The sequence below is a fragment of the Pseudomonas sp. B8(2017) genome, assembly GCF_002113575.1.
In the GTDB taxonomy this organism is placed as follows: Bacteria; Pseudomonadota; Gammaproteobacteria; order Pseudomonadales; family Pseudomonadaceae; genus Aquipseudomonas; species Aquipseudomonas putida_Z.
Genome location: NZ_NEIO01000002.1, coordinates 513018 through 538495, shown reverse-complemented (window position 1 = coordinate 538495; position 25478 = coordinate 513018). Strand labels below are relative to the sequence as shown.

The following is a 25478-nucleotide window of genomic DNA, read 5'->3' as shown; positions in this document are numbered from 1 at the left end:
GGATGGCCAAGGCTGTGGTTTTCTTGCGCGGCATTCCAGCAACGGAGGATTGAATGCTCATGCGAGTCAGGGAAGAGACCTATTGGCAATGGGCCGACGCCCAGCTGCACAGCCGCTGCCACGACGAAGCACTCAGTGACGGCACCACGCTGGACGTGCAGGTGCGCTTGTCGCGCCTGGGGGCGACCCAGCTGTTCCTGGGGCTGTATGCCGGGGATGGGCGAGCATTGCTGGAGGAGTATTACCCCGCACGGCCAGGCGAGACCATGACCCGCGCCCTGGTGTGGGGTGTCGACCGTGCCCGGGCGATGGCAACCGGCGCCTTGCCGCTGCCAGAGCACCGCAGCCAGCGGCGCCAGGCATGAAAAAGCCCGGCCTATGCGGGCCGGGCTCAGGTAAGGGTGGGAACCCTCAGTTGAGCGGTTCGATCACCTTGACTGCCTGCTGCTCACGGGCAGCGGGCCATTCTTGTTGCAGGGTCTGCAGGACGCGGCCAACGAACTCGGTGTCGGCGGCGGCCTTCTTGCCGACGTAGCCTTGGCCACGGCGGTAGACCTTGAAGCGGGCACGCATGCTGGGCAGGTGCTCTTCGAATTCATCTTCGACGGTGTTCGGTGGCAGGCGGTCGAGGCGCACTTCACCGGTCTGGCTGACCCACAGCAGATGGTCGTCAAGGCTGTCCTTGCGTACGGCGAACAGCTGAGCCAATTGGTCGATAGTCGGATTGTTGTTCAAGTTCATCATAAAGCCCCCATTACCCATTCGTAGGTGATTTTTCACAGTTGGCGCTACCACGGTGTAGCGCACTACCAAGGCTGCTACAGCAGCATCGCAACAGGGGCTTTCTCACGCTGCCTTTTGGACAGTTTCCCTCTCCACGGACGGCCTGCGTTACCGCGCAGGCCGTCTGGAACACCCTTGCCACCGCTCCCGATCAGGGAGACGGCTTCATCATGCCCAAGGGCGATGAACGGCGTCAACCATTTTGTAGTGAATATTTTTAGCCACTACATCGTGTCGTTTTGTTCGACAATCGCTGCCCGCACTACAGCCCGGACAGAATGTCGAAGGCCGCGCGCACCCGGGCTTCGTTCGGGTAATTTCGGTTGGCCAGCAACACCACGGCCAGCTGTTCGGCGGGCACGAACGCGGCGTAGGCGCCGAAACCATTGGTCGAGCCGGTCTTGTTGTACCAGGCTGCCGGCAGCGGCGGCAGGGCTGGATGCAAGCGCGTGGTTGCCTGCGGTTCACGGATAAGCTGCGGGCCGTTGCCATCGACCAGTGTGCCCAGCGTGACCGGGTAGGGGTAACGCTCCCAGCCCAGGCCCTGGGTCATGGCGCCGACCTGGAAGTAGCCCCGCTGGGTGATGGCGGTGGCTTGCGCCAGCGCCGGCGGCAGCCCCTCCGGCTGCATGTGCAGGCGCACATAGCGCAGCAGGTCGCTGGCGCTGGTCTTGATGCCGTAGGCTTCGTCGGCGTAAGGGCCGGGGCCGACACGCACCGGTTTGTCGGCACTGTCGTAGCCTTGGGCATACAACCCCTGGGCGCTGGACGGGACCTGCAGATAGGTGTTTTCCAGGCCCATCTGTTTCAGCAGGCCCTCGCTCATCAGCGTGGAAAACGGCTGATGCTGCGCGCGGGCGGCCAGGTCACCGAACAGGCCCAGGCTGGGGTTCGAGTAGCAGCGCTGGGTGCCAGGTTTGGCGCGGGGTTGCCAGTGACGGAAGAAATCGACCACCTGCTGCGGGGTCTGCACCGCATCCGGGAACTGCAACGGCAGGCAGTCGGCACTGTAGGCGCCCAGTTCCAGCACGCTTGCGTCGCCGATGGGGGCGCCGGCGAGGGCAGGGTGATAGCGCTTGGCCGGGGCATCGAGGTCCAGCTTGCCTTCGGCACTGGCCAGTGCGGCCAAAGTGGCGGTGTAGGTCTTGCTCAGCGAGCCGATCTCGAACAGCGTGTCGCGGCTGACCGGCACATTGTCTGCCTTGCTGGCCACGCCATAGCTGAAGTAGTGCGCGTGGTTGCGAGCATAGATGGCCACGGCCATGCCGGTGATGCCTTGCTCCTGCATCAACGGGCGGATGATCTGGTCGACCTTGGCCTGCAACTGGTCGTCGGCCTGGGCGGCACTGTAGCCCAGGGTGAGAGTGATGGCGGCTGCAAGTGCAGCCAGGCGGGAGAGGGGCATGAGCGGGTCCTGTGCTGGAGCGTGTCCGTTGAGCGACACCGGTGGGGGTTCCGGCGTTAGCGGCGAAAAACCGAAGACCTTATCGTCTGCCCTTGCACAATGACAAGACGGAAACTGTGATGAAGTATTTGCGCATGTTATTCGACAATTTCACCCTGGCCTTGCTCGGGGTGGTGCTGATTGCCACCGTGCTGCCTTGCTCGGGCGACGGCGCGGTGTACTTTGGTTGGCTGACCAACCTGGCTATCGGCCTGCTGTTCTTCCTGCACGGCGCCAAGCTGTCGCGCGAGGCGATCATCGCCGGTGCCGGGCACTGGCGCCTTCACTTGCTGGTGTTCTCCTGCACCTTCGTGCTGTTCCCGTTGCTGGGCCTGGCGTTCAAGCCACTGTTCGTGCCGCTGGTGGGCAACGAGCTGTACCTTGGCGTGCTCTACCTGTGTGCCTTGCCGGCCACCGTGCAGTCGGCCATCGCCTTCACCTCGCTGGCGCGTGGCAACGTGCCGGCGGCCATTTGCAGCGCGGCGGCATCCAGCCTGCTGGGTATCTTCCTCACGCCGTTGCTGGTGATGATGTTGCTGGGGGCCAGCGGCGATACCGGTTCCGGCCTGGATGCGGTGCTGAAGATCACCCTGCAGCTGCTGGTGCCGTTCGTGGCCGGGCAGGTCGCCCGGCGCTGGATCGGTGCGTGGGTCAAGCGCAATGCGCGCTGGCTCAAGGTGGTGGACCAGGGCTCGATCCTGCTGGTGGTCTACACCGCGTTCAGCGAGGCGGTGGTCACCGGGCTGTGGCACACGGTATCGCCGCAGCACCTGGCCGGGTTGTTTGCCGTGTGCGGGATTTTGCTGGCAGTGGTGCTGTACGGTACCCGGCTGCTCGGCAAGCTGCTGGGCTTTGACCTGGAGGACCGCATTACCATCCTGTTCGCCGGTTCGAAGAAGAGCCTGGCTACCGGGGTGCCAATGGCGCAGGTATTGTTCGTCGGCAGTGGCATTGGCGCGATGATCCTGCCGCTGATGCTGTTCCACCAGATCCAGCTGATGGTCTGTGCGGTGCTGGCGCAGCGTTATGCCAGCCGTGAGCAGGTGGCTGAAGAAGCTTCGGCGGCATCCTGACAGGGCCCTATCGCCGGCAAGCCAGCTCCCACCTCGACCGCACAGCTCTCAAGGCCTGTGCAGTCCCTGTGGGAGCTGGCTTGCCGGCGATGGGCTGCAAGGCAGCCCCAGACTTACCGGACCTGCCCTGAACCACGCTCGCGCAGCGCCTTGCTTACCTCGCCCTCGATCTTGTAGGCCGGCGCTTCCAGGTCGTCGTAGTTGCGCGTGTAGCGCCGGGCGAACTCTTCCACACCCAGCTGCTGATACTGCTGCACATGCTTGAGCTCGTGTGCCCACAACGCCACGTTGTCCTCGGCATCGGCGGGGCGGCGGAAAATGATCGTGTCGATCAGCGTCACGGCGTTCACGTCGGGGTTCTGCAGCAGCGCATTGGCCGCGCTCATCTGCTGTTCGTCACCCACCCGGAAGCGCGCCGCGTCGAGCACGGCAAAGTCGTACCAGGGTTCGAGTTGCGCACGGATATGCAACGGGATCGGCTCGACGCCGCTGGCGGTGGCTTCGTCGCGGGCCTGCTGCAGGGCGTAGGTCAGGCTGGACGAAGCCAACACTTCCACATCCTTGAAAATCTGCCCGGCCTGGCCGGGGTCGATGGGCGCACAGAAACACCCCATCAGGCACACCTGGTACTGCCCTGGCGGGCAGGCCTGTTCGGCCAGTGCAGGCAGGCTCAGCAGTAGCCCCAGCAGTAGACTAATCCGCTTCATGCAGGGCCTTCTCGACAAAGTTGCGGCTGGCGTCCAGTACCTGCGACTGCACGCTTTCAGTGGCCAGCATGCGCCCGACCAGCAAGGCACCGACGCACTGGCTGATCAGCACCCAGGCCAATTCGTCGTCCTCCAGGGTTTCGCTCCAGGCCTGGTGCAGCTCCACCAGCCAATGCTCGGCCACGGCGCGCACGGGTGCTTCGGCCCGGGCAATCTCCACCCCCAATGGCGGCAGCGGGCAGCCACCTTCGGCATTGTGCAGGTGGGCCAGGCTCAGGTACTGCTGCAGGCAACGGCCCAGGCGTTCGCGGCTGGCGCCCTGGTTGGCCAGGCGCGCCAGCGGGCTGTTGCACAGTTCCTGTCGCACTACCTCGGTGAACAGGTCGTCCTTGGACGGGAAGTGGTTGTAGAAGGCGCCGCCGGTCAGGCCGATCGCCTTCATCAGCCCGGCCACGCCGGTGCTGGAAAAACCCCCGCGTTTGGCCAGCGAGCCGCTGCTGGCCAGCAGCCGCTCGCGGGTTTGCTGCTTGTGTTCGTTGGTGTAGCGCATTCAGTTGCCTCTGCAGGCGGGCTTGACGGTGGCGGCGATCATAACATAGCGTTCGTTTACTAAACGATCATTCACCAATGGAGGCAGGCATGACAGAACAACAAAAAGTGGTGCTCGTGATTGGCGCGGGGGATGCTACCGGCGGCGAGATCGCCAAGCGCTTTGCCCGCGAGGGCTACATTGCCTGTGTTACCCGGCGCCAGGCTGACAAGTTGCAGCCGCTGCTGGACGAAATCCGTGCTGCCGGCGGCCAGGCCCACGGTTTTGGCTCCGATGCGCGCAAGGAGGAGGAGGTGGCGGCGCTGGTCGAAACCATCGAGCGTGATATCGGCCCGATCGAAGCGTTTGTGTTCAATATCGGTGCCAATGTGCCCTGTAGCATTCTCGAGGAAACCCCGCGCAAATACTTCAAGATCTGGGAGATGGCCTGTTTTGCCGGTTTCCTCACCGCCCAGGCGGTGGCCCGGCGCATGGTCCAGCGCGAGCGCGGCACCATCCTGTTCACCGGTGCCACTGCCGGCACCCGTGGCGCGGCGGGCTTTGCGGCATTCGCCGGGGCCAAGCATGCCTTGCGCGCCCTGGCCCAGAGCATGGCGCGCGAGCTGGGGCCGCGGAACATCCATGTCGCCCACGTGGTGGTTGACGGGGCCATCGACACCGCTTTCATCCGTGACACTTTCCCCGAGCGCTATGCCCTCAAGGACCAGGATGGCATCCTAGACCCGGCCCACATCGCCGACAGCTACTGGTTCCTGCACGCCCAGCCCCGCGACGCCTGGACCTTCGAGCTGGACCTGCGCCCCTGGATGGAGCGTTGGTAAGCCCCTTTCTCCGAGCAAGGACCGCAACCATGCATAAGACTGTCGATTTCTTTTTTGACCTGGGCAGCCCGGCCAGCTATCTGGCCTGGACCCAACTGCCTGGCCTGTGTGCCCGCCAGGGTGCCACGCTGCGTTACCGGCCGATGCTGCTGGGCGGGGTTTTCCAGGCCACCGGCAACGCCTCGCCGGTGATGATCCCGGCCAAGGGCCGTTACATGTTCACCGACCTGGCGCGCTTCGCCGCGCGCTATGGAGTACCGTTCGAGTTACCGCCGGGGTTCCCGGTCAATACCTTGACCCTGATGCGCGGGGCAGTGGGCACCCAGCTGCGTTCGCCGGAGCGGTTCGAGGCGTTGCTGGCGGTGCTGTTCAATGGGCTGTTTGCGCAGCGCCGCAACCTGGGCGATAACGCTGTCCTCGACGACACGCTGAGCCAAGGCGGCTTCGACCCGCAGGCATTTCGCGCGCTGGCGGGTGATGACGAGGTGAAGGCCGCGCTCAGGCACGCGACCGAAGAGGCAGTGGAGCGCGGGGTGTTCGGCGCGCCGACCTGTTTTGTCGGTGACGAGATGTTCTTCGGGCAGGACCGCTTGGACTTTGTCGAAGAGGCGCTGTGTCAGGGCGCCGGTAGCCGTTCCAGCTGAGTGCACAAGCGGTGTGGGAGCGGGCGTGCCCGCGAAACGGCCAACGCGGTGTATGGCACCGGCTGCGCCGGTGTTCGCGGGCATGCCCGCTCCCACAAGGGATTGTGACACGCTCTCGAATATTGTTCCCTGTGCGACAGCGCAGCCCAAAGGGCTGGGCAATCTCCCACAAAGACCGCGTACGTCGGGGCTGGGAAAGGGCAGCCCCTGCATCACCCAATCAGAAGTTAGCCGGGGTGTTGGCGCTGATGATCTCGGCCTCGTCCGGGCCGATGTTCTTGAAGCTGTGCGGCAGGGTAGTGGGGATGTAGTACCCGTCGCCCGAGTTGAGCACGCTCACCTGGCCATCGACCCACAACTCGACGGTGCCGCGGGTGACCAGGCCACACTCTTCACCCTCGGCATGCACGATCGGTTCGCCCGAATCGGCGCCCGGTGCATACAGTTCACGCAGCATGCGCATCTGCCGGCCTTCGACACTGGCGCCGACCAGCAGCATGCGCAGGCCGTTGCGGCCCAGGTCTGGCTGCTCGCCGCCACGGAACACGTAGCGCTCTTCGCGCACCGGCTCGTCGAAACTGAAGAACTCCGCCAGGCTCATCGGAATGCCTTCGAGCAGTTTTTTCAGGGAGCTGACCGAAGGGCTGACGCGATTCTGCTCGATCTGCGAGATCGTCGAATTGGTCAGCCCGCTGCGGCGGGCCAGTTCCCGTTGGGAGAGGTTGTTGCGTTCACGCACCAGTTTGAGTCGCGTCCCCGTGTCCATAGCCGCCTTGTAATCAGAGGTGTCAATAATAATGAGCGATGCGCATTAAAACACACTCTGCGCGCTTGCGCGCTGTGCTTGTCAGGCCCGCTGATCGCGGGGCATCGGCCATGACCCGACCAGCAGCAACAGCGCCGCCACCGCCAGGAATGGCAAGCGCGGATCGACGGCATAAACCAAGGTGCCGGCCAGCGGCCCGATCACTGCGCCCATGCCCTGGGCAGCACCGATGGAGCCGGCCGTGGCGCCTTGCTCGGAAGCATGCATGGCATTGGCCGCCAGCGCCGAAAACGCCGGGAAGACAAAGCCCATGCCCGCCGCCGCGACAAAGTAGCAAGCCCACAGCCAGGGCGCCGTGGTTGCCAGCGAGCCGCAGGCAAAGCCCAGGGCCGAAACCGTGGCGCCGACCCGGATCATCTTCAACGGCGGCCATTCCAGCTGGCGCAGCAGCACCTGTGCCAGGATCAGCGCCACACCCACCGTGGTCAGGGCGATGCCGGCGGCCTGGGCCGCCTCGGCAGGGCCCAGGTGCAGGCGGTCGAGGGCAAAGAAACCGACGATGATCTGCGATACCGTGACACTGAGCATGGCGCTGAACGCCACCAGCAAGGGCCGACGCAGGCGCGGGTCGTTCAGCCGCACCGGGCTGGGGGCATGGCTGTGCGGCAGCGCCTGCGGCTTGAGGGTGAACAGCAGGACCAGGAAGGCACTGGCCGGCAGCAGCGACATGATATGGAACGGCAGGCTCAGGCTATGCCGCGCCAGCAGCGCCGCCAGCGCCGGCCCCACCACCAGGCCGACGGCGTTGGCCGCCCCCAGCGAGGCCATGGCCCGGGCCCGGCGTTGCGGTTCGACATGGTCGGCGATCAGCGCATTGCAGCCCACCGGGATGGCAGCATAGAAGGCGCCGATACAGCCGCGCGCGACCATCAGGCCGATAAAGGCCAGGGTCGCCCCCGGCAGCCAGCGCAGCGCACCTTCGACGAACAGGCACAGCAGCCAGTAGGCAAGGGTGAAACCGGCGCTGCCCAGCAGCAGGATGCGCCGACGGCCCAGGCGGTCTGCGGCGCGCCCCCAGGGCCGGGCCAGCAGCACCCAGACCACGCCCGCCACGGTCACGGCGGCACCGGCTTGCCAGGTGGCCATTCCGAGCTGGCGGGCGATCGGGCCGATCAGGGCGACGAAGGCCATCATCGACATGGTACAGGCCATGTTGGCCAGCAGCAGCGGACGCAAGTCCAGGGCGCTGGCGGGTACAAGGGTGGCAGGATCCTTTGCGACGTTCATAGGTCAGTCCAGGGGGTACGGCAAATAGAAAGCCGATCTTGTTGGGAATTGTTATCGATTGTCGACCCCCTGGGCTGCCGAGCTTCATTCGCTGCGGCGCAGTGGGCCAGGCCACATGCTACGCAACACACCATCGTGGCGCACCCACGCATGCATCAAGGCCGCACCCACATGCACCAGCACCGTGGCGAACAGCAGGTAGCCGGCCCAGCCATGGGCCTGACGCAGCACGGCGTACAACTGCAGGTCATGCGGGGCAATCGCCGGCAAGCCCAGCGGGCGGGGGTAGCCACCGGCCGACAGCATGGCCCAGCCCAGCAGCGGCATGGCCAGCATCAGGCCATAGAGCAGCAGGTGCGAGGCCCCGGCGGCCCAGCGTTGCAGTGTGGGCAGGTCGTGCGGCAGGGCTGGGTGGGGCAGGGCCAGGCGAACGGCAATGCGCAGCAGCACCAGCACCAGCAGGGCCAGGCCGGTTGCCTTGTGCAACCCGATCAGCACGGGGTGGCGCGGCGACAGGTCGGCGACCATGCTCACACCGATGAACAACATGGCCAGGATCAGCACGGCCATTAGCCAGTGCAACAGGCGGGCGAGGGGGTGGAAGGCGTCGGTTTTCATGGGTGGGCTCCGGTGCCGAGCGATTCGCGGCTGCGGCGATTGAAGGATTCCGAGTAGGCGGCCGAACGGGCGGCGAGGATCGGGTCGGCGGAGGCCTGGATGCCCCGGGGCAGGATCAGTGGGTCGAAGTTGAGGTCACGGCAGGCACCTTGCTCGGGGCCGTCGACCTGCTCCAGTACCAGCGTGCCGGCGTCCACGCTGCGTCGTTCGGCAGGCCAGGGGCTGGCCGGGTCGTCCACCGCATCGCCAGGTTCCGCCAGCACCAGGCGCAGGGTCCAGCGCAGCGGGCCTTGGGCCAGCCTTTGCTGCAGGTCGTGCTGCAGGAACTGTTTGTCATCGACTTGGGCAGGCAGGGCGGCAAACGCTGTTTGCGGCTCCAGTTGCCAACGCACGGGGTGGGCCGCGCCGCTTGCATCGATCAGGCGGAAGGCGTTGATGCTGTGGTACTGCGTGCTGGCGAAGCTGTTGCTGGGCTTGTAACCCGCCGCCCATTGGCGAAACGCCGCGCTTTCCGGGTGGGCGGCGAAGAACGCCTGCAGTCTGCCCGGGTCCGGCTTGCCGGTGGCCGGGTCTGGCGCCCCCGCCAGCACCTGTTCATAGAAGGCTTGTGGCGTGCTTACCGCCAGCACCGGCGGGTTGTTCATGCCGGTACGCCAGACCTGCCCGTCGTCGGTGCTCAGCTCGATGGCCAGGCTACGCACCGGTATGCCGGTATCCGGCGCGAACGGGTTGGCGCCGCCGATGGCGAAGCGGCCGATCACTGGCACCCGCGGCTGGCTGAACGCCCGTGCCGTGGACAGGCTGGCGGCCTGCCCGCTGGGCTGGAAGTAGCCGCTGACGCACAGGCCCTTGGCGTGGTTCTTGCGGTAACCCGGGTAATGCCCGGCCTGGGCTTCGAAGGTGTCGATGATGCGCTGCGGGGTCAGGCGGGTTTCGCCAAGCCAGCCGGCGGCATAGGCAAAGGCGGCGCCCGCGCCCAGCATCACGGCGCCGATGGCGGCCAGGCGCAGGGCCTTGGCCGGGCCGTGCAGGGGTGAGTTCATGGTCATTGTCCGGTTCGGTGAAGGTGCCGGTACGACGGCGCAGGGAAAAACTTATTCCCTCGCCGGGAATAGAATTTCCTCACAGGCGTCTGCCTCTTACACTGACAGCCCCAGAGGCCGGGACTTTGCCATGCATGATCTGGACGACCACCAGTGGCGCGAGCTGCTGGCCCGCCTGCGCCGCTTTGCCGTATGGCTGACCCGCGAGCCGGGCAGCGCCGACGACCTGGTGCAGGCCACGGTCGAGCGGGCCTTGAGCCGGCGCGACCAGCAACGCGACGCCGATGCCTTGCGGGCCTGGCTGTTCACCATCCTTTATCGGCTGTTCCTCGACGGCAAGCGCCGCGAACGCCTGCATGCGCGCTGGCTGTCCTGGTTCGGCCGTGGTGAGCGCGACGACGAGCCGGTTGGCGGCAACCTCGAGGCCATTGTCCTGGCCCAGGCCGACCTGCAGGCTTTCGCCCGGCTCACGGCAGAACAGCGTGCGCTGTTGCTGCTGGTCAGCATCGAGGGTTTGAGCTACAAGGAGGCCGCCCAGGCCCTGGGTATCCCTATCGGCACTGTGATGTCGCGCCTGTCGCGCGCCCGCAATGCCTTGCGCGAACTGACCGAGGGCAGCCCGCAGCCCCCGGCCTTGCGGAGACTGAAATGACGCGCCTGATCCCCAGCGAAGACGAACTGCACGCTTACGTCGACGAGCGCCTGGAGCCTGTGCGCCGGGCCGAGGTGCAGGCCTGGCTGGCGGCCAACCCGCAGGCCGCGGCCAAGGTCGAGGGTTGGCGTGCCGACGCCCGCCGCCTGCGCACGGCACTGGCCGGGTTTGGCGAAGTGCCCGGGGCGGCGCAGCTGGACCTGGGGCAGTTGCGCCGGCAATTGCGCCAACGCCGCCAGCGCCGCTGGGCCACGGCGGCGGTGTTGCTGCTGGCGTTGGGCGTGGGTGGCCTGGGTGGGTGGCAGGTGCGCGACGCGACCTTGGCGCGTGCCGACCTGCCGATGGCCGATGCCGTCCAGGCACACCGCTTGTTTGCCGGTAGCCAGGCGCTGGATATCCAGGCCAGCGACCCGGGCCAGTTGCGTGACTGGCTGGGGCGCCACTTCAGCCGCGTGGGCCAGTTGCCGGACTTGGCGGGCTACGGCTTCAAACCGGTGGGCGCGCGCCTGCTGAGCAATGAGCAGGGGCCGGCGGCGTTGCTGGTGTTCGAGGATGGCAAGGGCCAGCGCATCAGCCTGTTCCTGCGCTCACCAGGTGATCAGTATCGGCGCATGCCGGACGGGCAGCGGGTGGATGGCCAGCTGGAGGCGCGGTATTGGTCGCATGGGGCCTACAACTTTGCTCTGGTCAGCGCGGCGGACGATGTGCGCGGGGCGGGGGTGGGGGAGGCGTTGCGGTTGGGTTTGTAACAGATGCGCGGTCCCTGTAGGAGCGGCCTTGTGTCGCGAAAGGGCCGCATGGCGGCCCCAGCAATTTGTGCATCGAAGCTGAAATCCTGGGGCCGCGTTGCGGCCCTATCGCGACACAAGGCCGCTCCTACAGGTGCTGGCGATCAGCTCAATTCCAGCCAGATCGGCGCATGGTCCGACGGCTTTTCCATCCCGCGCAGTTCATAGTCCACACCCGCCGCCTTGATCCGCGGCACCAGGTGCTGCGAGGCCATGATCAGGTCGATGCGCAGGCCGCGCTTGGGTTCGTCCTCGAAGCCGCGGCTGCGGTAGTCGAACCAGCTGAAGCGGTCGGAAACTTCCGGGTACAGGTGGCGGAAACTGTCCACCAGGCCCCAGCCTTTCAAACGTTCCATCCACTCGCGCTCTTCCGGCAGGAAGCTGCACTTGCCGGTCTTGAGCCAGCGCTTGGCGTTGTCCGGGCCGATGCCGATGTCGCAGTCCTGCGGCGAGATATTCATGTCGCCCATCACCAGCAGTGGCTGGTCGTTGCGGAACTGGCCTTCCAGCAGCGCCTGCAGGTCGCTGTAGAAGCGCTGCTTGGCAGGGAACTTGGTGGGGTGGTCGCGGCTTTCACCCTGGGGGAAGTAGCCGTTCATGATGGTGATCGGGTTGCCATCGGCATCGGCGAAGGTGCCCCAGATGAAGCGGCGCTGGGCGTCTTCTTCATCGCTGGCAAAGCCTTTGTGCAGGCTCAGCGGTGCCTGACGCGACAGCAGGGCCACGCCATAGTGGCCTTTCTGGCCGTGGTAATGCACGTGGTAGCCCAGCGCCTGCACGTCGGCCAGCGGGAACTGATCGTCGCTGACCTTGGTTTCCTGCAGGCCGATCACGTCCGGCTGGTGCTTTTCGATCAGCGCCGCCAGCTGGTGCGGGCGGGCCCGCAGGCCGTTGATGTTGAAACAGACGATCTTCATGGAAAGATAATCCCGGTAAAAGGCGCGATGCTAGCCGACATCGCTTGCCATCACCAGCATGGCGGCTTCGGGAGCCTGCTGCTAACGTCCTTCCCAGGGCACTGTAAGCCCATTCCAGGAGGACTGCCCGCAATGCCCGAAACCACTGCCACTCCGGCCCGTGTCTGCCTGCTCGATGACGGCTACAGCCGCGAGGCGCGTTCGTTGCTGTACAACGCCTACCGTCACGAACCTACCTTCGCCTATATCTTCGAGGCCCAGCGCCCAGGCTATGAGCGGCGCCTGCGGGTGATGGTGCGCGAGTGGGTACGCCAGCACTTCTACCTGCAACTGCCCGCCATCGGCCTGCTGGTGGAGGACCGCCTGATCGCCCTGGCCCTGATCGTGCCGCCGCTGCGCCGGCTGGGCGTGGCCGACAGCTGGGCCTGGCGCCTGCGCATGATGATGGGCACCGGCCTGCGCTGTACGCGCCGTTACATGGACTACCAGGCCGCCCTGGCCACCTGCCTGCCCACCGACGAGGTGCATGTGCTGCCGCTGTTGGGCGTGCACCCGCAATTTCAGGGCAAGCACTACGGCGAGCAATTGTTACAAGCTGTGCATGACTGGTGCGCAGACGACCCTGGTACCCAGGGTGTGGTGCTGGACACCGGCAACGAGCACTACCTGGCCTTTTACCAGCGCCAGGGCTATGAGGAAATTGGCGAGGTGGCTGTAGGACCAATCCGTGAGAGGGTGTTCTTCCATCCCAACCCGGTCTCTTCCAATTCTGCTTTTGCCTGAGCAGACTGCGCGGCGGCTCCCTTGAGCGCCCGGCTCTGGTAGCATGCGCCGCATGACGTATTCAGGAAGATTGACCTGGGGCCTGGTTATCTGGGTCGCCAGTTTCGCAGCATGGGGCCAGAGCGAGTTGCTGGTGAAGGTCAAACCGGCCAACAAGGCGCTCAAGGCCAATGTCGAAGGCTATATCGGTACCCTTGGTGACCGCGATGAAGAAGCGCTGCTGCGCTTCAGTCGCGGCGCCCAGGAGCAGGCGCGCAAAGCCGCGCAGGCACTTGGCTACTACCAGGCGCAGATCGACACAGAGGTCAAGCCCGCCAGCGAGGCTGACCGCTCCCCGCAACTGATCATCACCATCGACCCCGGCGAGCCGATTCGCCTGCGCAACGTGACCGTACGCATCGAAGGCCCCGCCAGCGAGATGAAGGCCTTTCGCGTGCCCGACAGCAAGGCCCTGCGCGCCGGCGAACAACTCAACCATGGCCATTACGAGGATGCCAAACGGCTGATCCAGAACCAGGCGTCGCGCTATGGCTTCTTCAGTGGGCGCTTCAGCCGCCAGCGCCTGGCGGTCGACCCTCAGGCGGGTGTGGCCGATATCGAACTGGTCTACCAGAGCGGCCCGCGCTATCACCTGGGCGCCGTCACCTTTGGTGGCGACACACCGCTGGACGACGACCTGCTGCAGCGCATGGTCTCGTTCAAGCCGGGTACACCTTACGACTCGGAACTGATCGCCGAGCTGAACAATGACCTGCAATCGAGCGGCTACTTCGAAGGCGTGCGCGTGGATGCGGCGCCCACCGCCGCCGTGGGCGAAGAAATCCCCGTGGATGTCCGCCTGGAAACCCGCAAACCGCGCACCATGGGCCTGGGCCTGGGCTTCTCGACCGACGTCGGGCCGCGCGGCAAGGCCAACTGGACCCGCCACTGGGTCAACCCGCAGGGCCATAGCTACGGTTGGGAAACCGAACTGTCGGCGCCCCGGCAGAACGTCGGCCTTTGGTACGACATCCCGCTCGACCCGCCGCTGACCGACAAGTTGCGCTTTGCCGGCGGTTACCAGAACGAAGAAATTGCCGGCACCGACACCCTCAGCAAACTGCTGACGGTGGGTCCCGAGTGGCACAGCAAGCTGCCAAGCGGCTGGCAGCGGGTGATTTCCCTCAAGTACCAGCGCGAGGAGTACCGCCTGGGTGATGACTCCGGGCTGAGCAACCTGCTGATGCCGGGGGTGAGTTACTCCTTCCTGCGCAGTGACAACCGCATCGACCCGCATAACGGCTACCGCCTGCAGTTCGATGTACAGGTGGCCAAGGAAGGGCTGGTCTCGGACACCAACCTGCTGCATGGCAACGTGCTGCTCAAGGGCCTGACAACGCTTGGCCATGACCACCGCTTGCTCGGCCGGGTGCAGTTCGGTGGCAGCGCGACCAATGGCTTCAAGAACAACATTCCGCCGTCGCTGCGCTTCTTCGCCGGTGGCGACCAGAGCGTGCGTGGCTATGACTACCAGACCCTGTCGCCGAAGAACAGCGACGGCGACCGCATTGGCGGGCGCTACCTGGTCGCCGGCAGTGTCGAGTACCAGTATTCGCTGACCGAAAAGTGGCGGCTGGCAACCTTCGTCGACCAGGGCAACTCGTTCAACGACCTGGAGCTGCCAAGCCTCAAGACCGGTGTCGGTTTTGGCGTGCGCTGGGTGTCGCCGGTCGGGCCGCTGCGCCTGGACCTGGCCAAGGCGCTGGATGATGAAGGGGGAATTCGCCTGCACTTTTCCATGGGGCCTGAGCTGTGAAACGCGTGATCAAGTACATTCTGGCGGGCCTGCTCGGGGTAACCGCAAGCCTGGGCCTGGTACTCGGCCTGCTGCTGGGGACCGAGGCCGGCAGCCGCTGGGTGCTGGGCAAGGTGCCCGGGCTTGAGGTGGCTGACTTCCAGGGCCGCCTGGCCGGTAGCTGGCAAGCCAGCCGGCTGAGCTGGGCCGATGCCGGCAGCACGGTAGAGGTGCAGGCACCGCTGCTGGCCTGGTCGCCGGCATGCCTGCTGCGCTCTACCTTGTGCATTGACCAGTTGCAGGCACAGCGCATCGACATGGCCTTCGCGCCCAGCGCCGAATCGGCCGACAGTGGCCCGCTGCAGTTGCCTGCCCTGCGCTTGCCGCTGGCCATCGAACTGGGAGAGGTCAAGGTTGGCCAGTTGCGCCTGGATGGCAGCGACCTGCTTGGCGACTTGCAACTGGCGGCGCACTGGACCAATACAGGGCTGCGCATCGACAGCCTGCACCTGCAGCGCGATGACCTGCAATTGAACCTGCAGGGCGACCTGCAGCCCGAAGCTGACTGGCCGGTGCAACTCCAGGCGCAGCTGCAACTGCCAGCGGTGGACGGCAAACCTTGGCAGCTGGCGCTGACCGCCACCGGCGAGCTGCAGAAAACCCTGAAACTCGCCGGCACCAGCAGTGGTTACCTTGACGCCACGCTGAACGGGCAATTGCAGGCGTTGGCCGAGCACCTGCCGGCGACCTTGCAGATCCGCTCCGAGGCATTCAAGCCGGCCGCCTCGTTGCCCGACACCGTGCAGTTCAACCAGCTCAAGCTCGACGCCCGGGGCGACCTGCTCAAGGGCTATCAACTGTCGGGGTCGGCCAGCCTGCCGGCCGAGCAGTCGCCGATCGCCTTGCTGTTGTCCGGGCTGGTCGACAGCAAAGGCGCCAGGCTCGATGCCCTGGACCTGAAAGCCAGCGATACCCAGCGGGTCAAGTTGCAAGCCACGGCTGACTGGCAGCAAGGCCTGGTCGCCGACGCCCGACTGGACTGGCAGGACTTCCCGTGGCTGCGCCTGTATCCACTGGAGACGCCGCCCGAGGTTACCCTCAAGCGGTTCATGGCCCAGGTGCATTATCGCGATGGCAACTACCAGGGCACCTTCAATGGCGACCTGGATGGCCCGGCCGGCGCGTTCAGCCTGGCCAGCCCGTTCGAAGGTGACCTGAGCCAGGTGAAGCTGCCGCAGTTGGCGCTGAGCGCCGGGCAAGGCAAGGCTGCCGGCAGTGTCGCCGTACGCTTTGCCGACACCCTGGCATGGGATGTCGACCTGCAGTTGTCGGCGCTCGACCCGGCCTATTGGCTGGCCGAGCTGCCGGGTACCCTGGCGGGGCCGCTGCGCAGCAAAGGCCAGATGAAAGGCGACGCCCTGAGCCTCGATGCCCAGCTTGACCTGAAAGGCCGCCTGCGCGGCCAGCCGGCAATGCTCAAGGTCGAGGCCCAGGGGGCAGGGCAGAGCTGGACCTTGGGCGCCCTGGCAATCCAGCTGGGGGATAACCGCATCAATGGCAGTGGCAGCCTGCAGCAGCGCCTGGCCGGGCGGGTCGACCTCGACCTGCCGCGCCTGGGCCAGTTGTGGCCAAGGTTGCAGGGCCAGGTCAAGGGTCGGCTGGACGTCGCTGGCACCTTGCAGGCCCCGCAAGGTACGCTGACCCTGCAGGGCCAGCGGCTGGCCCAGGCGGAAAACCGCTTGCAGCAGCTGGACCTGGATGCCCGCCTGGACAACGCCCAGCGCGGCGTGATCGAACTCAAGGCCAGCGGCATTCACCTGGGTGACACGGTATTGGGCACCTTGCAGGCCAACGGCAAAGGCGACATTCGCCAGCAAGCGTTGACCCTGGCGCTGGACGGCCCGCAGCTCAAGCTCGACCTCGGCCTGGACGGCCAGTTGAACAAGGGGGACTGGCGTGGGCGCCTGGCCAGTGGGCGGATCCAGGCCGGCGGCCAGGACTGGCAGTTGCAGGCACCGGCGCGCCTGCAGCGGCTGGCCAGCGGCCAGCTGGACTTTGCTGCGCACTGCTGGCGCTCCGGCCAGGCCAGCTTGTGTGGCGACGACCAGCGTCTGGCCCCCGAGCCACGCTTGCGCTACCACCTCAAGCAGTTCCCGCTGGACAGCCTGGCCCAGTGGCTGCCGAAGGACTTCGCCTGGCAGGGCCTGCTCAATGCCGACATCAATCTGGATATCCCGGCCAGCGGCCCCAAGGGCAACATCGTCGTCGACGCCAGTGGCGGTACCCTGCGCGTGCGCGACAAGGACCGCTGGGTCGACTTCCCGTACCAGGCCCTGCGCCTGGACAGCATGCTGGCGCCACGGCGCATCGATACCCGCCTGGCGTTCCGCGGCGAGCGCCTGGGCGAGCTGAACGTCAACACCCGCCTCGATCCACTGGGCAAGAACAAACCGCTGTCGGGTGATTTCCGCCTTGCCGGTCTCGACCTGTCGGTGGCGCGCCCGTTCGTGCCTATGGTCGAGCGCCTGGCCGGGCAGCTCAATGGCAGTGGCCGGCTGTCGGGCACCTTGCTGGCGCCGCAGGTCAACGGCAACCTGATGCTCAGCGGTGGCGAAGTCAGCGGTGCCGAGCTGCCGGTCAGCCTCGAGGACCTGTCATTGCAGGCATTGATTGCCGGCGAGCAGGTACAGCTCAATGGCGGCTGGCGCAGTGGCGAGGTGGGGCGTGGCCAGTTGAATGGCAACCTCACCTGGGGCCAGGCACTGGGCATGGACCTGCGTCTGCAGGGCCAGCAACTGCCCGTCACGGTCGAGCCCTATGCGACGTTGGAGGTCGCCCCGGACCTGACCTTGCGCCTGATCGACGACAAGCTGGCGGTGACCGGCAAGGTACAGGTGCCCAAGGGCACGATCATTGTACGCGAGCTGCCACCATCCACTGTCAAGGTCTCGGATGACACGGTGATCGTCGGCCACCAGACCGAAGAGGGCAAGCCACCCATGGCGATGGCCATGGACATCGATGTCGAAGTGGGCCGCGACAAGCTTTCGTTCAGTGGCTTTGGCCTCAAGGCCAACCTGCTCGGCCATGTGCACATCGGCGACAACCTCGACACCCGTGGCGAGCTGAGCCTGGCCGATGGCCGCTACCGTGCCTACGGCCAGCGCCTGACCATTCGCCGTGCGCGGCTGCTGTTCGCAGGCCCGATCGACCAGCCGTACCTGGACATTGAAGCGATCCGCAAGGTCGACGACGTGATTGCCGGTATCCGCCTGAGCGGCAGTGCCGAGCAGCCCACCAGCAAAGTGTTCTCGGAGCCGGCCATGAGCCAGGAGCAGGCGCTGTCGTACCTGGTACTGGGGCGGCCTCTGGGCGCGTCCGGCGAAGACAACAACATGCTTGCCGAAGCGGCCTTGGGCCTGGGCCTGGCGGGTAGCGCGGGGATCACCGGCAGCCTGGCCTCGAGCCTGGGTATCGACGACTTCCAGCTGGACACCGAAGGTTCGGGCAATACCACCAGCGTGGTCGCCAGCGGCAACCTCACCGAGAAACTGAGCCTGCGCTATGGGGTGGGGGTGTTCGAGCCTGCGAACACCATTGCATTGCGCTACAAGCTGAGCAAGAAGGTTTACCTCGAGGCTGCCAGCGGGCTGGCCAGCTCACTGGACATCTTCTACAAGCGCGACTTCTGAGCCGTCGCGGGGGCGGCCGTCAACGGACGATGGCCGCCTCGATGAACTCATTGGTGTCGGGCGAGGGCGGCGGGCTGGGGGCGCGTACTGGGATGATCAGGCTGGTGTACTCCTCGATCAGCCGGTTGAGGGCTTCTGGTGGTTCGCTGGCCTGGAACTGCATGCGGATCTGCACTTCATCGGGGTCACGGTTGTCGCCCTGACGGCTTTGGCCACCGATGGTCACCTTGAAGCTGGCCGCCTTGTTTTCGCCTGCGGTCAGCAGTGCCTGCTGTGCTTCGGTGCCTTTGACCCTTACCGAAAGGTCGACCTGCATGCGCTCGAGGGCCAGGCCCTTGGGCGACACCAACGCGAACAGCGGTACGCGCATGATGTGCTGGCCGTCCATGGCCACTTCGACCATCTTGGCTTTCATGGGCGCGCCCAACGCTTCGGTGTCGCATTCGAAGAACTGGTCGAACAGGTTGATGTACTGCTGCGCGATCAGGCTGTTGGTAGCACTGGCGGCTTCCTGCAGGCCACGGGTGATTTCGCGCAGGTCGATGGAAGTCATGGGGGCGGGGGATTTATCCAATGCTTCGACTCCTCAGGCCAGGTGGTGCCCCCCTGTTGCTGGTCAGGGGGGCTGTTCGGGGCGGGGAGGTGCGCCTCAAGAGGTGGCGGTGCCGAGGGCCGGAGCGCCGTCGGCCGCAGGGTTCTTCAAGGTATCGGCCTGGGAAATCAAGTCCTGGCTTTCCAGTGTGGCGGTTTTGACCACGGTCGGCTTTGTCGCGGCGTCGGTCAGGAAGTCGATCACCCGCATCATCGCTTCAGGCGGGTCCTGGCGCTTCAAGGTCGTGTTGAAGGCGTAGCGGGCGCGGGTGTCAGTCTTGCGGGTTTGCGTGGACTTGTGGCTGACGCTGCCTTTCACGTTGAGCCTGAACGGCCCCCAGCCCAGCGAACCGCTTGCCTCGGCATTCATGTCCTTGCTGGAAACGTCTTCCGACATCTGGTTGATGACCAGTTCGAACTCGACATTACCTTCTTCGATGGAAATGTTCGGGTGGGTGATGGCTGCCACCAGCGGCACTTTCATGGTCTTGCTGACCACGCCCTTGTACTCGCCTTGTTCGTCGACGATGGTTTCGTCGTAGTCGAACTGGATGGCCACGGCCTTGCCGTCCTGGACGCACACCTGCATCAGGAAGTCGGCGTAGGATTTGCTGGCCGTGACCTGGGCCTGGACCATGGCCTGCAGGGGGCCTGCGATCATGCGGTCCATCGGCAAGGCATTGATTACGGAACCGATGAGGCTGTTATCTATCGACATTGCTGGGTTCTCTTCTGGTTGAGTTCAAAACGTGGCTATCAATCGTGGTCACGATGCCTGGGCTTTAGCGCGCGCAATGTTCCTGGCGGCGGATGTTGCCGATCTGGCGCAGGCTCAGGCCGTACTTGTCAGCGAGCAGGCTGCGAGACAAGCCGCTGGCGCTTTCCTTCTGGATCTGCAGGTTGCGCAACTGGCGCATGAAATGGTCAGCCTTGGGAATTTCCAGGGCGACACCGGCAAAGCGCTTGATCAGTGCGTCGAGCGCTTCGGCCGGCAGCACGTCGGCAAGCTTGGTGCGCTCGCGGTGCTTGGGGATGTACTTGGGCCTGCCGCCGTAGGCGCAGGTCAGCTGGTAGGCGTTGTCGATGCCGATGCAGTCGATCAGGGCCTGCAGCGAGTGGGGCAGTTGGCTGATATCGATGTGGCTCAAGTCTGGCAGTTGCATATGGCGCTCCTTCGGGACGGATGGGCTGTGCTAACCGATCACCAGCGGCGTTATGTCGAAGGTGTGGCTGAATTTTCTGTGACAGCCGAGGCATGTCGCTAGGCGCCATATGGGTTGGGGCTTGTAGCTTCCGCGAACAGGTTTTGCAGGCAGCGATATCCGGCGTTGTAGGACATGGCTTCAACATTTGGCTGTGGCGGGTGATTTCCCATCACGTCACTGCCTGTGCAGCGCGTTGGGTGTGGTAACCCTCAATCGCACGGATAGCTGCTCAGCAGGCTGGCGCTGCGCAGGTAGGCCTGGGGGGAGTCGCGCATGCCTTGTGGCAGCGTGCGCCAATCGACCAGCAGGCACAGCGCATGCAGCGGCTGCCCGTCACGGTGGCCGATGACCTGGTCGGCAAAGCTGCGGCGGTACAGTGCCTGGGTCTGCTGCTGCGCTTGTACCTGGTCGGCCTGGGCCAGGGTTTGCCGGGCCAGCTCGGGCAGTTGCGCCAGGGGGACACTGAAATGCACCGACGCACCTTTTGCCTGCAGGTAACCGGCCTGGCGCACGCGCTGCCACAGTTGTTGCCATTGGCTGGCGCCAGCTTGGCCAGCCAGTTCGCGGCCCAGTTCGAGCAGTTGCTCGGCCGAGGTCTGGCGGGTGTCCAGCGCATGAAGGGAAAAGGGGGTCAGCAATAGCGACGCGAACAGAAGGGGTTTGTACATGGTGCCTCCGGCATGGGTGCTTGGGAGCCCCATGCTTTCAGGCAGGCGCCGCCCCACCCAGCAGGAAATGCAGCGCCGGGGCCGGTGGCCGTTGTATCATTGCCGCGGCTCGTTGCGAGCCATTTGCCCCTGATGTTGCAAGGAACCTTCGATGACACACGTGCAGCGCCTCAAATATTCCCTTCTGATCATCCTGGTGGTACTGGGTCTGATGCTGGGCCTGTCCCACCTGCAGAAGCAGGGCACGATCAGTGAGCAGACCTTCCAGATGCTGGCCATTGCCATCGCCGTGGTGGTCGTGGTGATCAACGGCATCCTGCGGCGCAAGGTCAAGCCCTGATCCTGGCGGGCCGGCCAGGTATGGCCGGCCATGCGCTCAGCGCACAGGCGTTCGCTCCAGCACGGCGCGTGCCTGCGGGTCGAGGCTGTAGCATTTGTCGCTGCCCAGTTGGATGACGCCCTCGCTGCACAGCCGCTTGAGCACTTCGCGCACGCTGAGGAACGACAGCGGGATATCCAGCTGTTCCAGTTGCGCGTGCACGCCGCGCACGCCAATGCTGCGGCCATTGCGGTCGGCGGCGTGCAAGGCATCGATGACCTTGAGGCGGATCAGGCTGGTACGCAAGCCGAAACTGCGCAACAGCTCGCGGATTTGTTCGTTGCCGATGCGTTCGTCAGCAAAAACGTCCTGTTCCCTGGGCGCTTTGCCTGGGACGCGCCCAGCCTGGATCGAGGGTTGCGGGTTGTACATGTGAATGCTCCTTTTCGTGGACGAACCCGAAATTTGGGTGCCTCACTTACTAGGACGAATGAGAACGGAAAAACTGCAGCCCACGCGCAAAAAAAAGCCTGGTTCTGTTCAAGACGTTTCATTGCCTGGTAATACGTAAAATTTTCATCTGGCCATTCGTCTGATCGGGATGACCCCCGAACCCGAGGAGTGCCCGTGTTTCCACTTTCCCGTCCCATGACTTGCGCTGGCCTGGTCGCCGCCCTGGTAGCCTTCAACGTCGGCGCAGTGCCGGTGCAGTCCGCCGCCGCCGATGCCAGTGCGCAGATTCGACGAACCAGTTACGGGGTGCCGCACATCGTGGCCAAGGACGAGCGCGGCCTGGGCTATGGCATCGGCTACGCCTACGCCCAGGACAACCTGTGCCTGCTGGCCAATGAAGTGCTGACCGTGAGTGGCGAGCGCTCACGCTACTTCGGTGCCAAGGGCAAGACCCTGGAGCAGCGTGACAACCTGGCCAGCGATGTGTTCTTCGCCTGGCTCAACACGCCGGCGGCAGTCGAGGCGTTCTTGCAGGCGCAGCCAGCGCCAGTACAGGCGCTGCTGGCAGGTTATGCCAGCGGCTACAACCGGGCGCTCGCCGAGCGCCGCAGCCAGGGGTTGCCTGCCGAATGTGGCAACGGCGAGTGGCTGCGGCCGATCAGCAGCGAGGACCTGATCAAGCTGACCCGCCGGCTACTCGCCGAAGGCGGTGTCGGGCAGTTCGTCGAAGCGCTGGCGGGGGCGCAACCGCCAACGCTGGCCAGCCAGCAGGCGCCGGCAGGGTTTGCCGCGGCGCTGGCCAGGCAGCAGCGTTTTGCCACGGAACGCGGTAGCAATGCGGTGGCCGTCGGGGCGCAACGTTCGGCCAATGGCCGCGGCCTGTTGCTGGCCAACCCGCACTTCCCGTGGATGGGGGGCATGCGCTTCTACCAGATGCAGCTGACCATTCCCGGCCAGCTCGATGTGATGGGGGCGGCATTGCCGGGCCTGCCGGTGGTCAACATCGGTTTCAACCAGCATCTGGCCTGGACGCACACCGTCGACACATCGAAGCACTTCACCCTGTACCGCCTGCAACTCGACCCCAAGGACCCGACCCGTTACCTGCTCGATGGCAAGTCGCTGCCGCTGGCCCGGCAAACCGTCAGCGTTGCGGTCAAGGCCGAGGATGGCAGCCTGAGCCAGGTACAGCGCCAGGTCTACAGCTCGCAGTTCGGCCCGGTGGTGCAATGGCCGGGTCGCCTGGACTGGGATGCGCATGCCGCCTACAGCCTGCGCGACGCCAACCTCGAGAACACTCGGGTGTTGCAGCAGTGGTACCAGATCAACCATGCCGACAGCCTGGCTACGTTGAAAGGCTCGGTCGAACAGCTGCAGGGTATTCCCTGGGTCAACACACTGGCGGTGGACTCGGCAGGCAAGGCCTTGTACCTGAACCAGTCAGTGGTGCCTTATGTGGATCAGCAACTGCTGAGTGCGTGCAGCAACCCACAGGCACAAGGGCGCCTGGTGGTACTGGATGGATCACGCAGCGCGTGCCAGTGGAAGGTCGATGCGCAGGCCGCACAGCCGGGGATCTTCCCCGCGCGGCTGCTGCCGAGCCTGGAGCGCGAGGATTTCGTGCAGAACTCCAACGACCCGGCCTGGATGGCCAACCCGGCGCAGCCGCTGACCGGTTACTCGCCGCTGGTAAGCCGCAGTGACCAGCCGCTGGGCATGCGTGGCCGCTTTGCCCTGCAACGCCTGCAGGGTACGGCCCGCCTGGGCGTTGACGACCTGCAGCGCATGGTGACCGATGACGAGGTCTACCTGGCCAGCCTGCTACTGCCTGACCTGCTGCAATGGTGCAAGGGTGCCGACGTGGACGTGCGGGCGGTATGCAGCAGCCTGGCGGCCTGGAATGGCAAGGCTGACCTGGGCAGCGGCATTGGCCTGGTGCATTTCCAGAACCTGTTCGATGCCCTGGCCGAGCACCCGGAAAGCTGGCGGGTGGCCTTCGACCCGGCCGACCCGCAGCACACCCCGCGCGGGCTGGCGGTAGAGCAGGCGGCCGTGCGCAAGCTGCTGCACCAGGCCGCGCTGGCGTCGCTCAAGCAGGTGCGTGACAGCGGCATGGCAGGGGAGGCGCGCTGGGGGCAGGTGCAACAGGCGAGCGATGGCACGCCGGTGCCGGGTGGCCCGCAGGCGTTGGGCGTGTACAACGCGATCTACAGCGTGCCGCACGGGCAGGGCAAGCGGCTGGTGGTCAGTGGTACCAGCTACCTGCAACTGGTCAGCTTTACCGACAAGGGGCCGCAGGCCCGTGGGCTGTTGGCGTTTTCCCAGTCGAGTGAAGCGGCTTCGGTGCATGCCGGTGACCAGACCAAGGCGTTTGCGGCCGGAAAACTGGCGGTGATTCCGTTTACCGAGGCGCAGATCAAGGCTGACCCGGAGTATCGGGAAGTGGTGATCAGCGAGCGGGACAAGGGGGCGGTGGTCCAGCAGTAAGGCATGCCGGCCTCTTTGCGGGCTCGCCCGCTCCCACAGGTACTGCACCAGGGCTACAAGCGGTGCGGTACCTGTGGGAGCGGGCGTGCCCGCGAAGAAGGCGACTCGGTCGCTCAGGAAAACTCGAACGGCGCCAGCTGAAACCCTTGCTCGTCAACCTGCAAGGCCCAGCCACGGCGGTCCCAGTCGCCCAGCACGATACGCCGTGCCGGTTGCCCGTCGACCAACAGCTTGTGTATCGCCGGCCGATGGGTATGCCCATGCACCAAGGTACGTACACCATGCGCCGCCATCACCTTCGGCACTTCCTCCGGCGTGACATCGACGATCTCGGTGGACTTCATCCGCGTTTGCGAGCGGCTTTCGCTGCGTAGCTTGCGTGCCAGCTTGTAGCGGGCCGACAGCGGCAGGTGCCGCAACACCCACAGGCTAAGCGGGTTGCGCAGCAAGCGGCGCATTTTCATATAGGCCAGGTCGCGGGTGCACAGGGTATCGCCATGCATCAGCAGCACCTGCTCACCACCCAGCTCGATCACGCTGGGGTCGTGCAGCAACGTGCAGCCCGCAGCGTCGCAGAAGGCCTGGCCAATCAGGAAATCACGGTTGCCATGCATCAGGTAGATGGCCGTGCCGCTGTCGCTCAGCCGCCGCATGGCCTGGCAGACCGACTGCTGGAAGGGCGTCATGGCGTCGTCGCCGATCCAGGCTTCGAAGAAGTCGCCAAGGATGTACAACGCCTTGGCGTGGCGGGCACGGCCATCGAGCAGATCAAGAAACGCCCGGGTAATGTCCGGGCGTTCTTCTTGCAGGTGCAGATCGGAGATCAGCAGGATCACTCAACGATCTCGGCTTTCTCGATGACCACGTCGTCCTTCGGCACGTCCTGGTGGCCAGCCTTGGAACCGGTGGCGACCTTTTCGATGGCGTCGACGATTTCACGGCCTTCGATCACTTCGCCGAATACCGCGTAGCCCCAGCCCTGCACGTTCTTGCCGCTGTGGTTGAGGAAGTCGTTGTCGGACGAGTTGATGAAGAATTGCGCCGAGGCGGAGTGCGGCTCCATGGTACGGGCCATGGCGATGCTGTACTTCTTGTTCTTCAGGCCGTTGTCGGCTTCGTTCTGGATGCTGGCGCGGGTCTTCTTCTGGCTCATGCCAGGCTCGAAGCCGCCGCCCTGGATCATGAAGCCCTTGATCACACGGTGGAACACGGTGCCATTGTAGTGGCCGTCCTTGACGTACTGAACGAAGTTTTCGGTAGTCAGCGGCGCTTTCTCGGCGTCCAGTTGCAGGACGATGTCGCCGTGGTTGGTGCTCAGTTTGACTTTGGACATGCTGAAACTCGCTCTTTCAAGGCAATCGGAATTAGGGTGCGCAGGGCGCGGGTTATCACCTGACGCAGGATCAGGCGATC

At 65.2% G+C, this 25478-nt stretch carries 27 protein-coding genes; 11 read left to right on the top strand and 16 right to left on the bottom strand.

Annotated features, from left to right (window positions below; all coding sequences use genetic code 11):
- The first annotated feature begins 53 nt into the window (after positions 1-53).
- On the top strand, positions 54-365 hold the full coding sequence (locus CAG22_RS05900; protein WP_085704872.1) for a hypothetical protein: 312 nt from the start codon (positions 54-56) through the stop codon (positions 363-365).
- A 46-nt stretch (positions 366-411) separates the two neighbouring features.
- Here CAG22_RS05900 and CAG22_RS05895 read toward each other — a convergent pair whose 3' ends face one another.
- Positions 412-744: a hypothetical protein gene (locus CAG22_RS05895; protein ID WP_003253895.1), complete on the bottom strand. Its 333-nt coding sequence runs from the start codon at positions 742-744 to the stop codon at positions 412-414.
- 301 nt (positions 745-1045) lie between these two features.
- Positions 1046-2188, bottom strand: a complete 1143-nt coding sequence (ampC, locus tag CAG22_RS05890) for a class C beta-lactamase (RefSeq protein WP_085591240.1) — start codon at positions 2186-2188, stop codon at positions 1046-1048.
- 119 nt (positions 2189-2307) lie between these two features.
- On the opposite strand from ampC, the gene CAG22_RS05885 reads away from it, so the two are divergent.
- A complete protein-coding gene (locus CAG22_RS05885; protein WP_015270181.1) occupies positions 2308-3300 on the top strand; it encodes a bile acid:sodium symporter family protein in 993 nt (330 codons plus the stop codon).
- A 113-nt stretch (positions 3301-3413) separates the two neighbouring features.
- Here the strand turns inward: CAG22_RS05885 and CAG22_RS05880 are convergent, their stop codons facing one another.
- Together CAG22_RS05880 and CAG22_RS05875 are read right to left on the bottom strand one after the other, a co-directional pair.
- The gene (locus CAG22_RS05880) at positions 3414-4007 is read right to left on the bottom strand and encodes a DUF4157 domain-containing protein (protein WP_085591238.1); all 594 of its coding nucleotides are present in this window, start codon (positions 4005-4007) and stop codon (positions 3414-3416) included.
- Positions 3994-4557 carry a TetR/AcrR family transcriptional regulator gene (locus tag CAG22_RS05875; protein WP_085704870.1) on the bottom strand — a complete coding sequence of 188 codons (564 nt, stop codon included), beginning with the start codon at positions 4555-4557 and terminating at the stop codon, positions 3994-3996. The genes CAG22_RS05880 and CAG22_RS05875 overlap by 14 nt, the downstream gene beginning before the upstream one ends.
- Before the next feature lie 89 nt (positions 4558-4646).
- Here CAG22_RS05875 and CAG22_RS05870 point away from each other — a divergent pair, with 89 nt between their 5' ends.
- Together CAG22_RS05870 and CAG22_RS05865 are read left to right on the top strand one after the other, a co-directional pair.
- Complete coding sequence (locus tag CAG22_RS05870; RefSeq protein ID WP_013972478.1) at positions 4647-5378, top strand: SDR family oxidoreductase; 732 nt, start codon at positions 4647-4649, stop codon at positions 5376-5378.
- 29 nt (positions 5379-5407) lie between these two features.
- Positions 5408-6022, top strand: a complete 615-nt coding sequence (locus CAG22_RS05865) for a 2-hydroxychromene-2-carboxylate isomerase (RefSeq protein WP_085704868.1) — start codon at positions 5408-5410, stop codon at positions 6020-6022.
- A gap of 220 nt (positions 6023-6242) precedes the next feature.
- Here the strand turns inward: CAG22_RS05865 and CAG22_RS05860 are convergent, their stop codons facing one another.
- From CAG22_RS05860 to CAG22_RS05845, 4 genes are all read right to left on the bottom strand, one after another.
- Entirely contained in the window at positions 6243-6788 is a 546-nt protein-coding gene (locus CAG22_RS05860; protein ID WP_003248033.1) for a cupin domain-containing protein, read from the bottom strand.
- Between the two features lie 81 nt (positions 6789-6869).
- Positions 6870-8075 carry an MFS transporter gene (locus CAG22_RS05855; RefSeq protein WP_085704866.1) on the bottom strand — a complete coding sequence of 402 codons (1206 nt, stop codon included), beginning with the start codon at positions 8073-8075 and terminating at the stop codon, positions 6870-6872.
- Between the two features lie 84 nt (positions 8076-8159).
- Positions 8160-8693 carry a cytochrome b gene (locus CAG22_RS05850; protein WP_085704864.1) on the bottom strand — a complete coding sequence of 178 codons (534 nt, stop codon included), beginning with the start codon at positions 8691-8693 and terminating at the stop codon, positions 8160-8162.
- Complete coding sequence (locus tag CAG22_RS05845) at positions 8690-9742, bottom strand: catalase family peroxidase (protein ID WP_075045377.1); 1053 nt, start codon at positions 9740-9742, stop codon at positions 8690-8692. The genes CAG22_RS05850 and CAG22_RS05845 overlap by 4 nt, the downstream gene beginning before the upstream one ends.
- A gap of 124 nt (positions 9743-9866) precedes the next feature.
- On the opposite strand from CAG22_RS05845, the gene CAG22_RS05840 reads away from it, so the two are divergent.
- Positions 9867-10388, top strand: coding sequence for a sigma-70 family RNA polymerase sigma factor (locus CAG22_RS05840; RefSeq protein ID WP_013972484.1), 522 nt, complete (start codon positions 9867-9869; stop codon positions 10386-10388).
- Positions 10385-11137: an anti-sigma factor gene (locus CAG22_RS05835; protein ID WP_025339389.1), complete on the top strand. Its 753-nt coding sequence runs from the start codon at positions 10385-10387 to the stop codon at positions 11135-11137. The genes CAG22_RS05840 and CAG22_RS05835 overlap by 4 nt, the downstream gene beginning before the upstream one ends.
- A 143-nt stretch (positions 11138-11280) precedes the next feature.
- Here the strand turns inward: CAG22_RS05835 and xthA are convergent, their stop codons facing one another.
- A complete protein-coding gene (gene xthA / locus CAG22_RS05825; protein WP_025338931.1) occupies positions 11281-12093 on the bottom strand; it encodes an exodeoxyribonuclease III in 813 nt (270 codons plus the stop codon).
- Between the two features lie 132 nt (positions 12094-12225).
- On the opposite strand from xthA, the gene CAG22_RS05820 reads away from it, so the two are divergent.
- From CAG22_RS05820 to CAG22_RS05810, 3 genes are read left to right on the top strand one after another with little or no spacing between them, the layout of a single operon-like run.
- Entirely contained in the window at positions 12226-12876 is a 651-nt protein-coding gene (locus tag CAG22_RS05820) for an N-acetyltransferase (protein WP_075045090.1), read from the top strand.
- 52 nt (positions 12877-12928) lie between these two features.
- Positions 12929-14671 carry an autotransporter assembly complex family protein gene (locus CAG22_RS05815; protein WP_085704935.1) on the top strand — a complete coding sequence of 581 codons (1743 nt, stop codon included), beginning with the start codon at positions 12929-12931 and terminating at the stop codon, positions 14669-14671.
- The gene (locus CAG22_RS05810; protein ID WP_085704862.1) at positions 14668-18342 is read left to right on the top strand and encodes a translocation/assembly module TamB domain-containing protein; all 3675 of its coding nucleotides are present in this window, start codon (positions 14668-14670) and stop codon (positions 18340-18342) included. Before CAG22_RS05815 ends, CAG22_RS05810 begins: the two co-directional genes overlap by 4 nt.
- Positions 18343-18361: 19 nt before the next feature.
- On the opposite strand, the gene CAG22_RS05805 is transcribed toward CAG22_RS05810, so the two are convergent.
- The 4 genes from CAG22_RS05805 to CAG22_RS05790 all read right to left on the bottom strand — a co-directional run bounded on the left by CAG22_RS05805 (position 18362) and on the right by CAG22_RS05790 (position 20806).
- A complete protein-coding gene (locus tag CAG22_RS05805) occupies positions 18362-18916 on the bottom strand; it encodes a DUF2589 domain-containing protein (protein WP_025338935.1) in 555 nt (184 codons plus the stop codon).
- Positions 18917-18991: 75 nt separating this feature from the next.
- Entirely contained in the window at positions 18992-19651 is a 660-nt protein-coding gene (locus CAG22_RS05800; protein WP_085704860.1) for a DUF2589 domain-containing protein, read from the bottom strand.
- Between the two features lie 64 nt (positions 19652-19715).
- Positions 19716-20096, bottom strand: coding sequence for a Mor transcription activator family protein (locus CAG22_RS05795; protein ID WP_046616589.1), 381 nt, complete (start codon positions 20094-20096; stop codon positions 19716-19718).
- Between the two features lie 251 nt (positions 20097-20347).
- Positions 20348-20806, bottom strand: coding sequence for a hypothetical protein (locus CAG22_RS05790; protein WP_085616552.1), 459 nt, complete (start codon positions 20804-20806; stop codon positions 20348-20350).
- A 151-nt stretch (positions 20807-20957) separates the two neighbouring features.
- On the opposite strand from CAG22_RS05790, the gene CAG22_RS05785 reads away from it, so the two are divergent.
- Positions 20958-21146, top strand: coding sequence for a hypothetical protein (locus CAG22_RS05785; protein ID WP_003248064.1), 189 nt, complete (start codon positions 20958-20960; stop codon positions 21144-21146).
- Between the two features lie 36 nt (positions 21147-21182).
- Here the strand turns inward: CAG22_RS05785 and CAG22_RS05780 are convergent, their stop codons facing one another.
- Positions 21183-21557 (bottom strand): fe2+ zn2+ uptake regulation protein, encoded by a 375-nt coding sequence (locus CAG22_RS05780; RefSeq protein ID WP_025338939.1) that lies wholly within the window; start codon positions 21555-21557, stop codon positions 21183-21185.
- A 195-nt stretch (positions 21558-21752) separates the two neighbouring features.
- On the opposite strand from CAG22_RS05780, the gene CAG22_RS05775 reads away from it, so the two are divergent.
- The gene (locus tag CAG22_RS05775) at positions 21753-24065 is read left to right on the top strand and encodes an acylase (protein ID WP_085704858.1); all 2313 of its coding nucleotides are present in this window, start codon (positions 21753-21755) and stop codon (positions 24063-24065) included.
- 113 nt (positions 24066-24178) lie between these two features.
- Here CAG22_RS05775 and CAG22_RS05770 read toward each other — a convergent pair whose 3' ends face one another.
- Together CAG22_RS05770 and CAG22_RS05765 are read right to left on the bottom strand one after the other, a co-directional pair.
- Positions 24179-24901, bottom strand: a complete 723-nt coding sequence (locus CAG22_RS05770; protein ID WP_085704856.1) for a UDP-2,3-diacylglucosamine diphosphatase — start codon at positions 24899-24901, stop codon at positions 24179-24181.
- Positions 24898-25398 carry a peptidylprolyl isomerase gene (locus CAG22_RS05765; protein WP_025338942.1) on the bottom strand — a complete coding sequence of 167 codons (501 nt, stop codon included), beginning with the start codon at positions 25396-25398 and terminating at the stop codon, positions 24898-24900. Before CAG22_RS05765 ends, CAG22_RS05770 begins: the two co-directional genes overlap by 4 nt.
- Positions 25399-25478 lie beyond the last annotated feature (80 nt).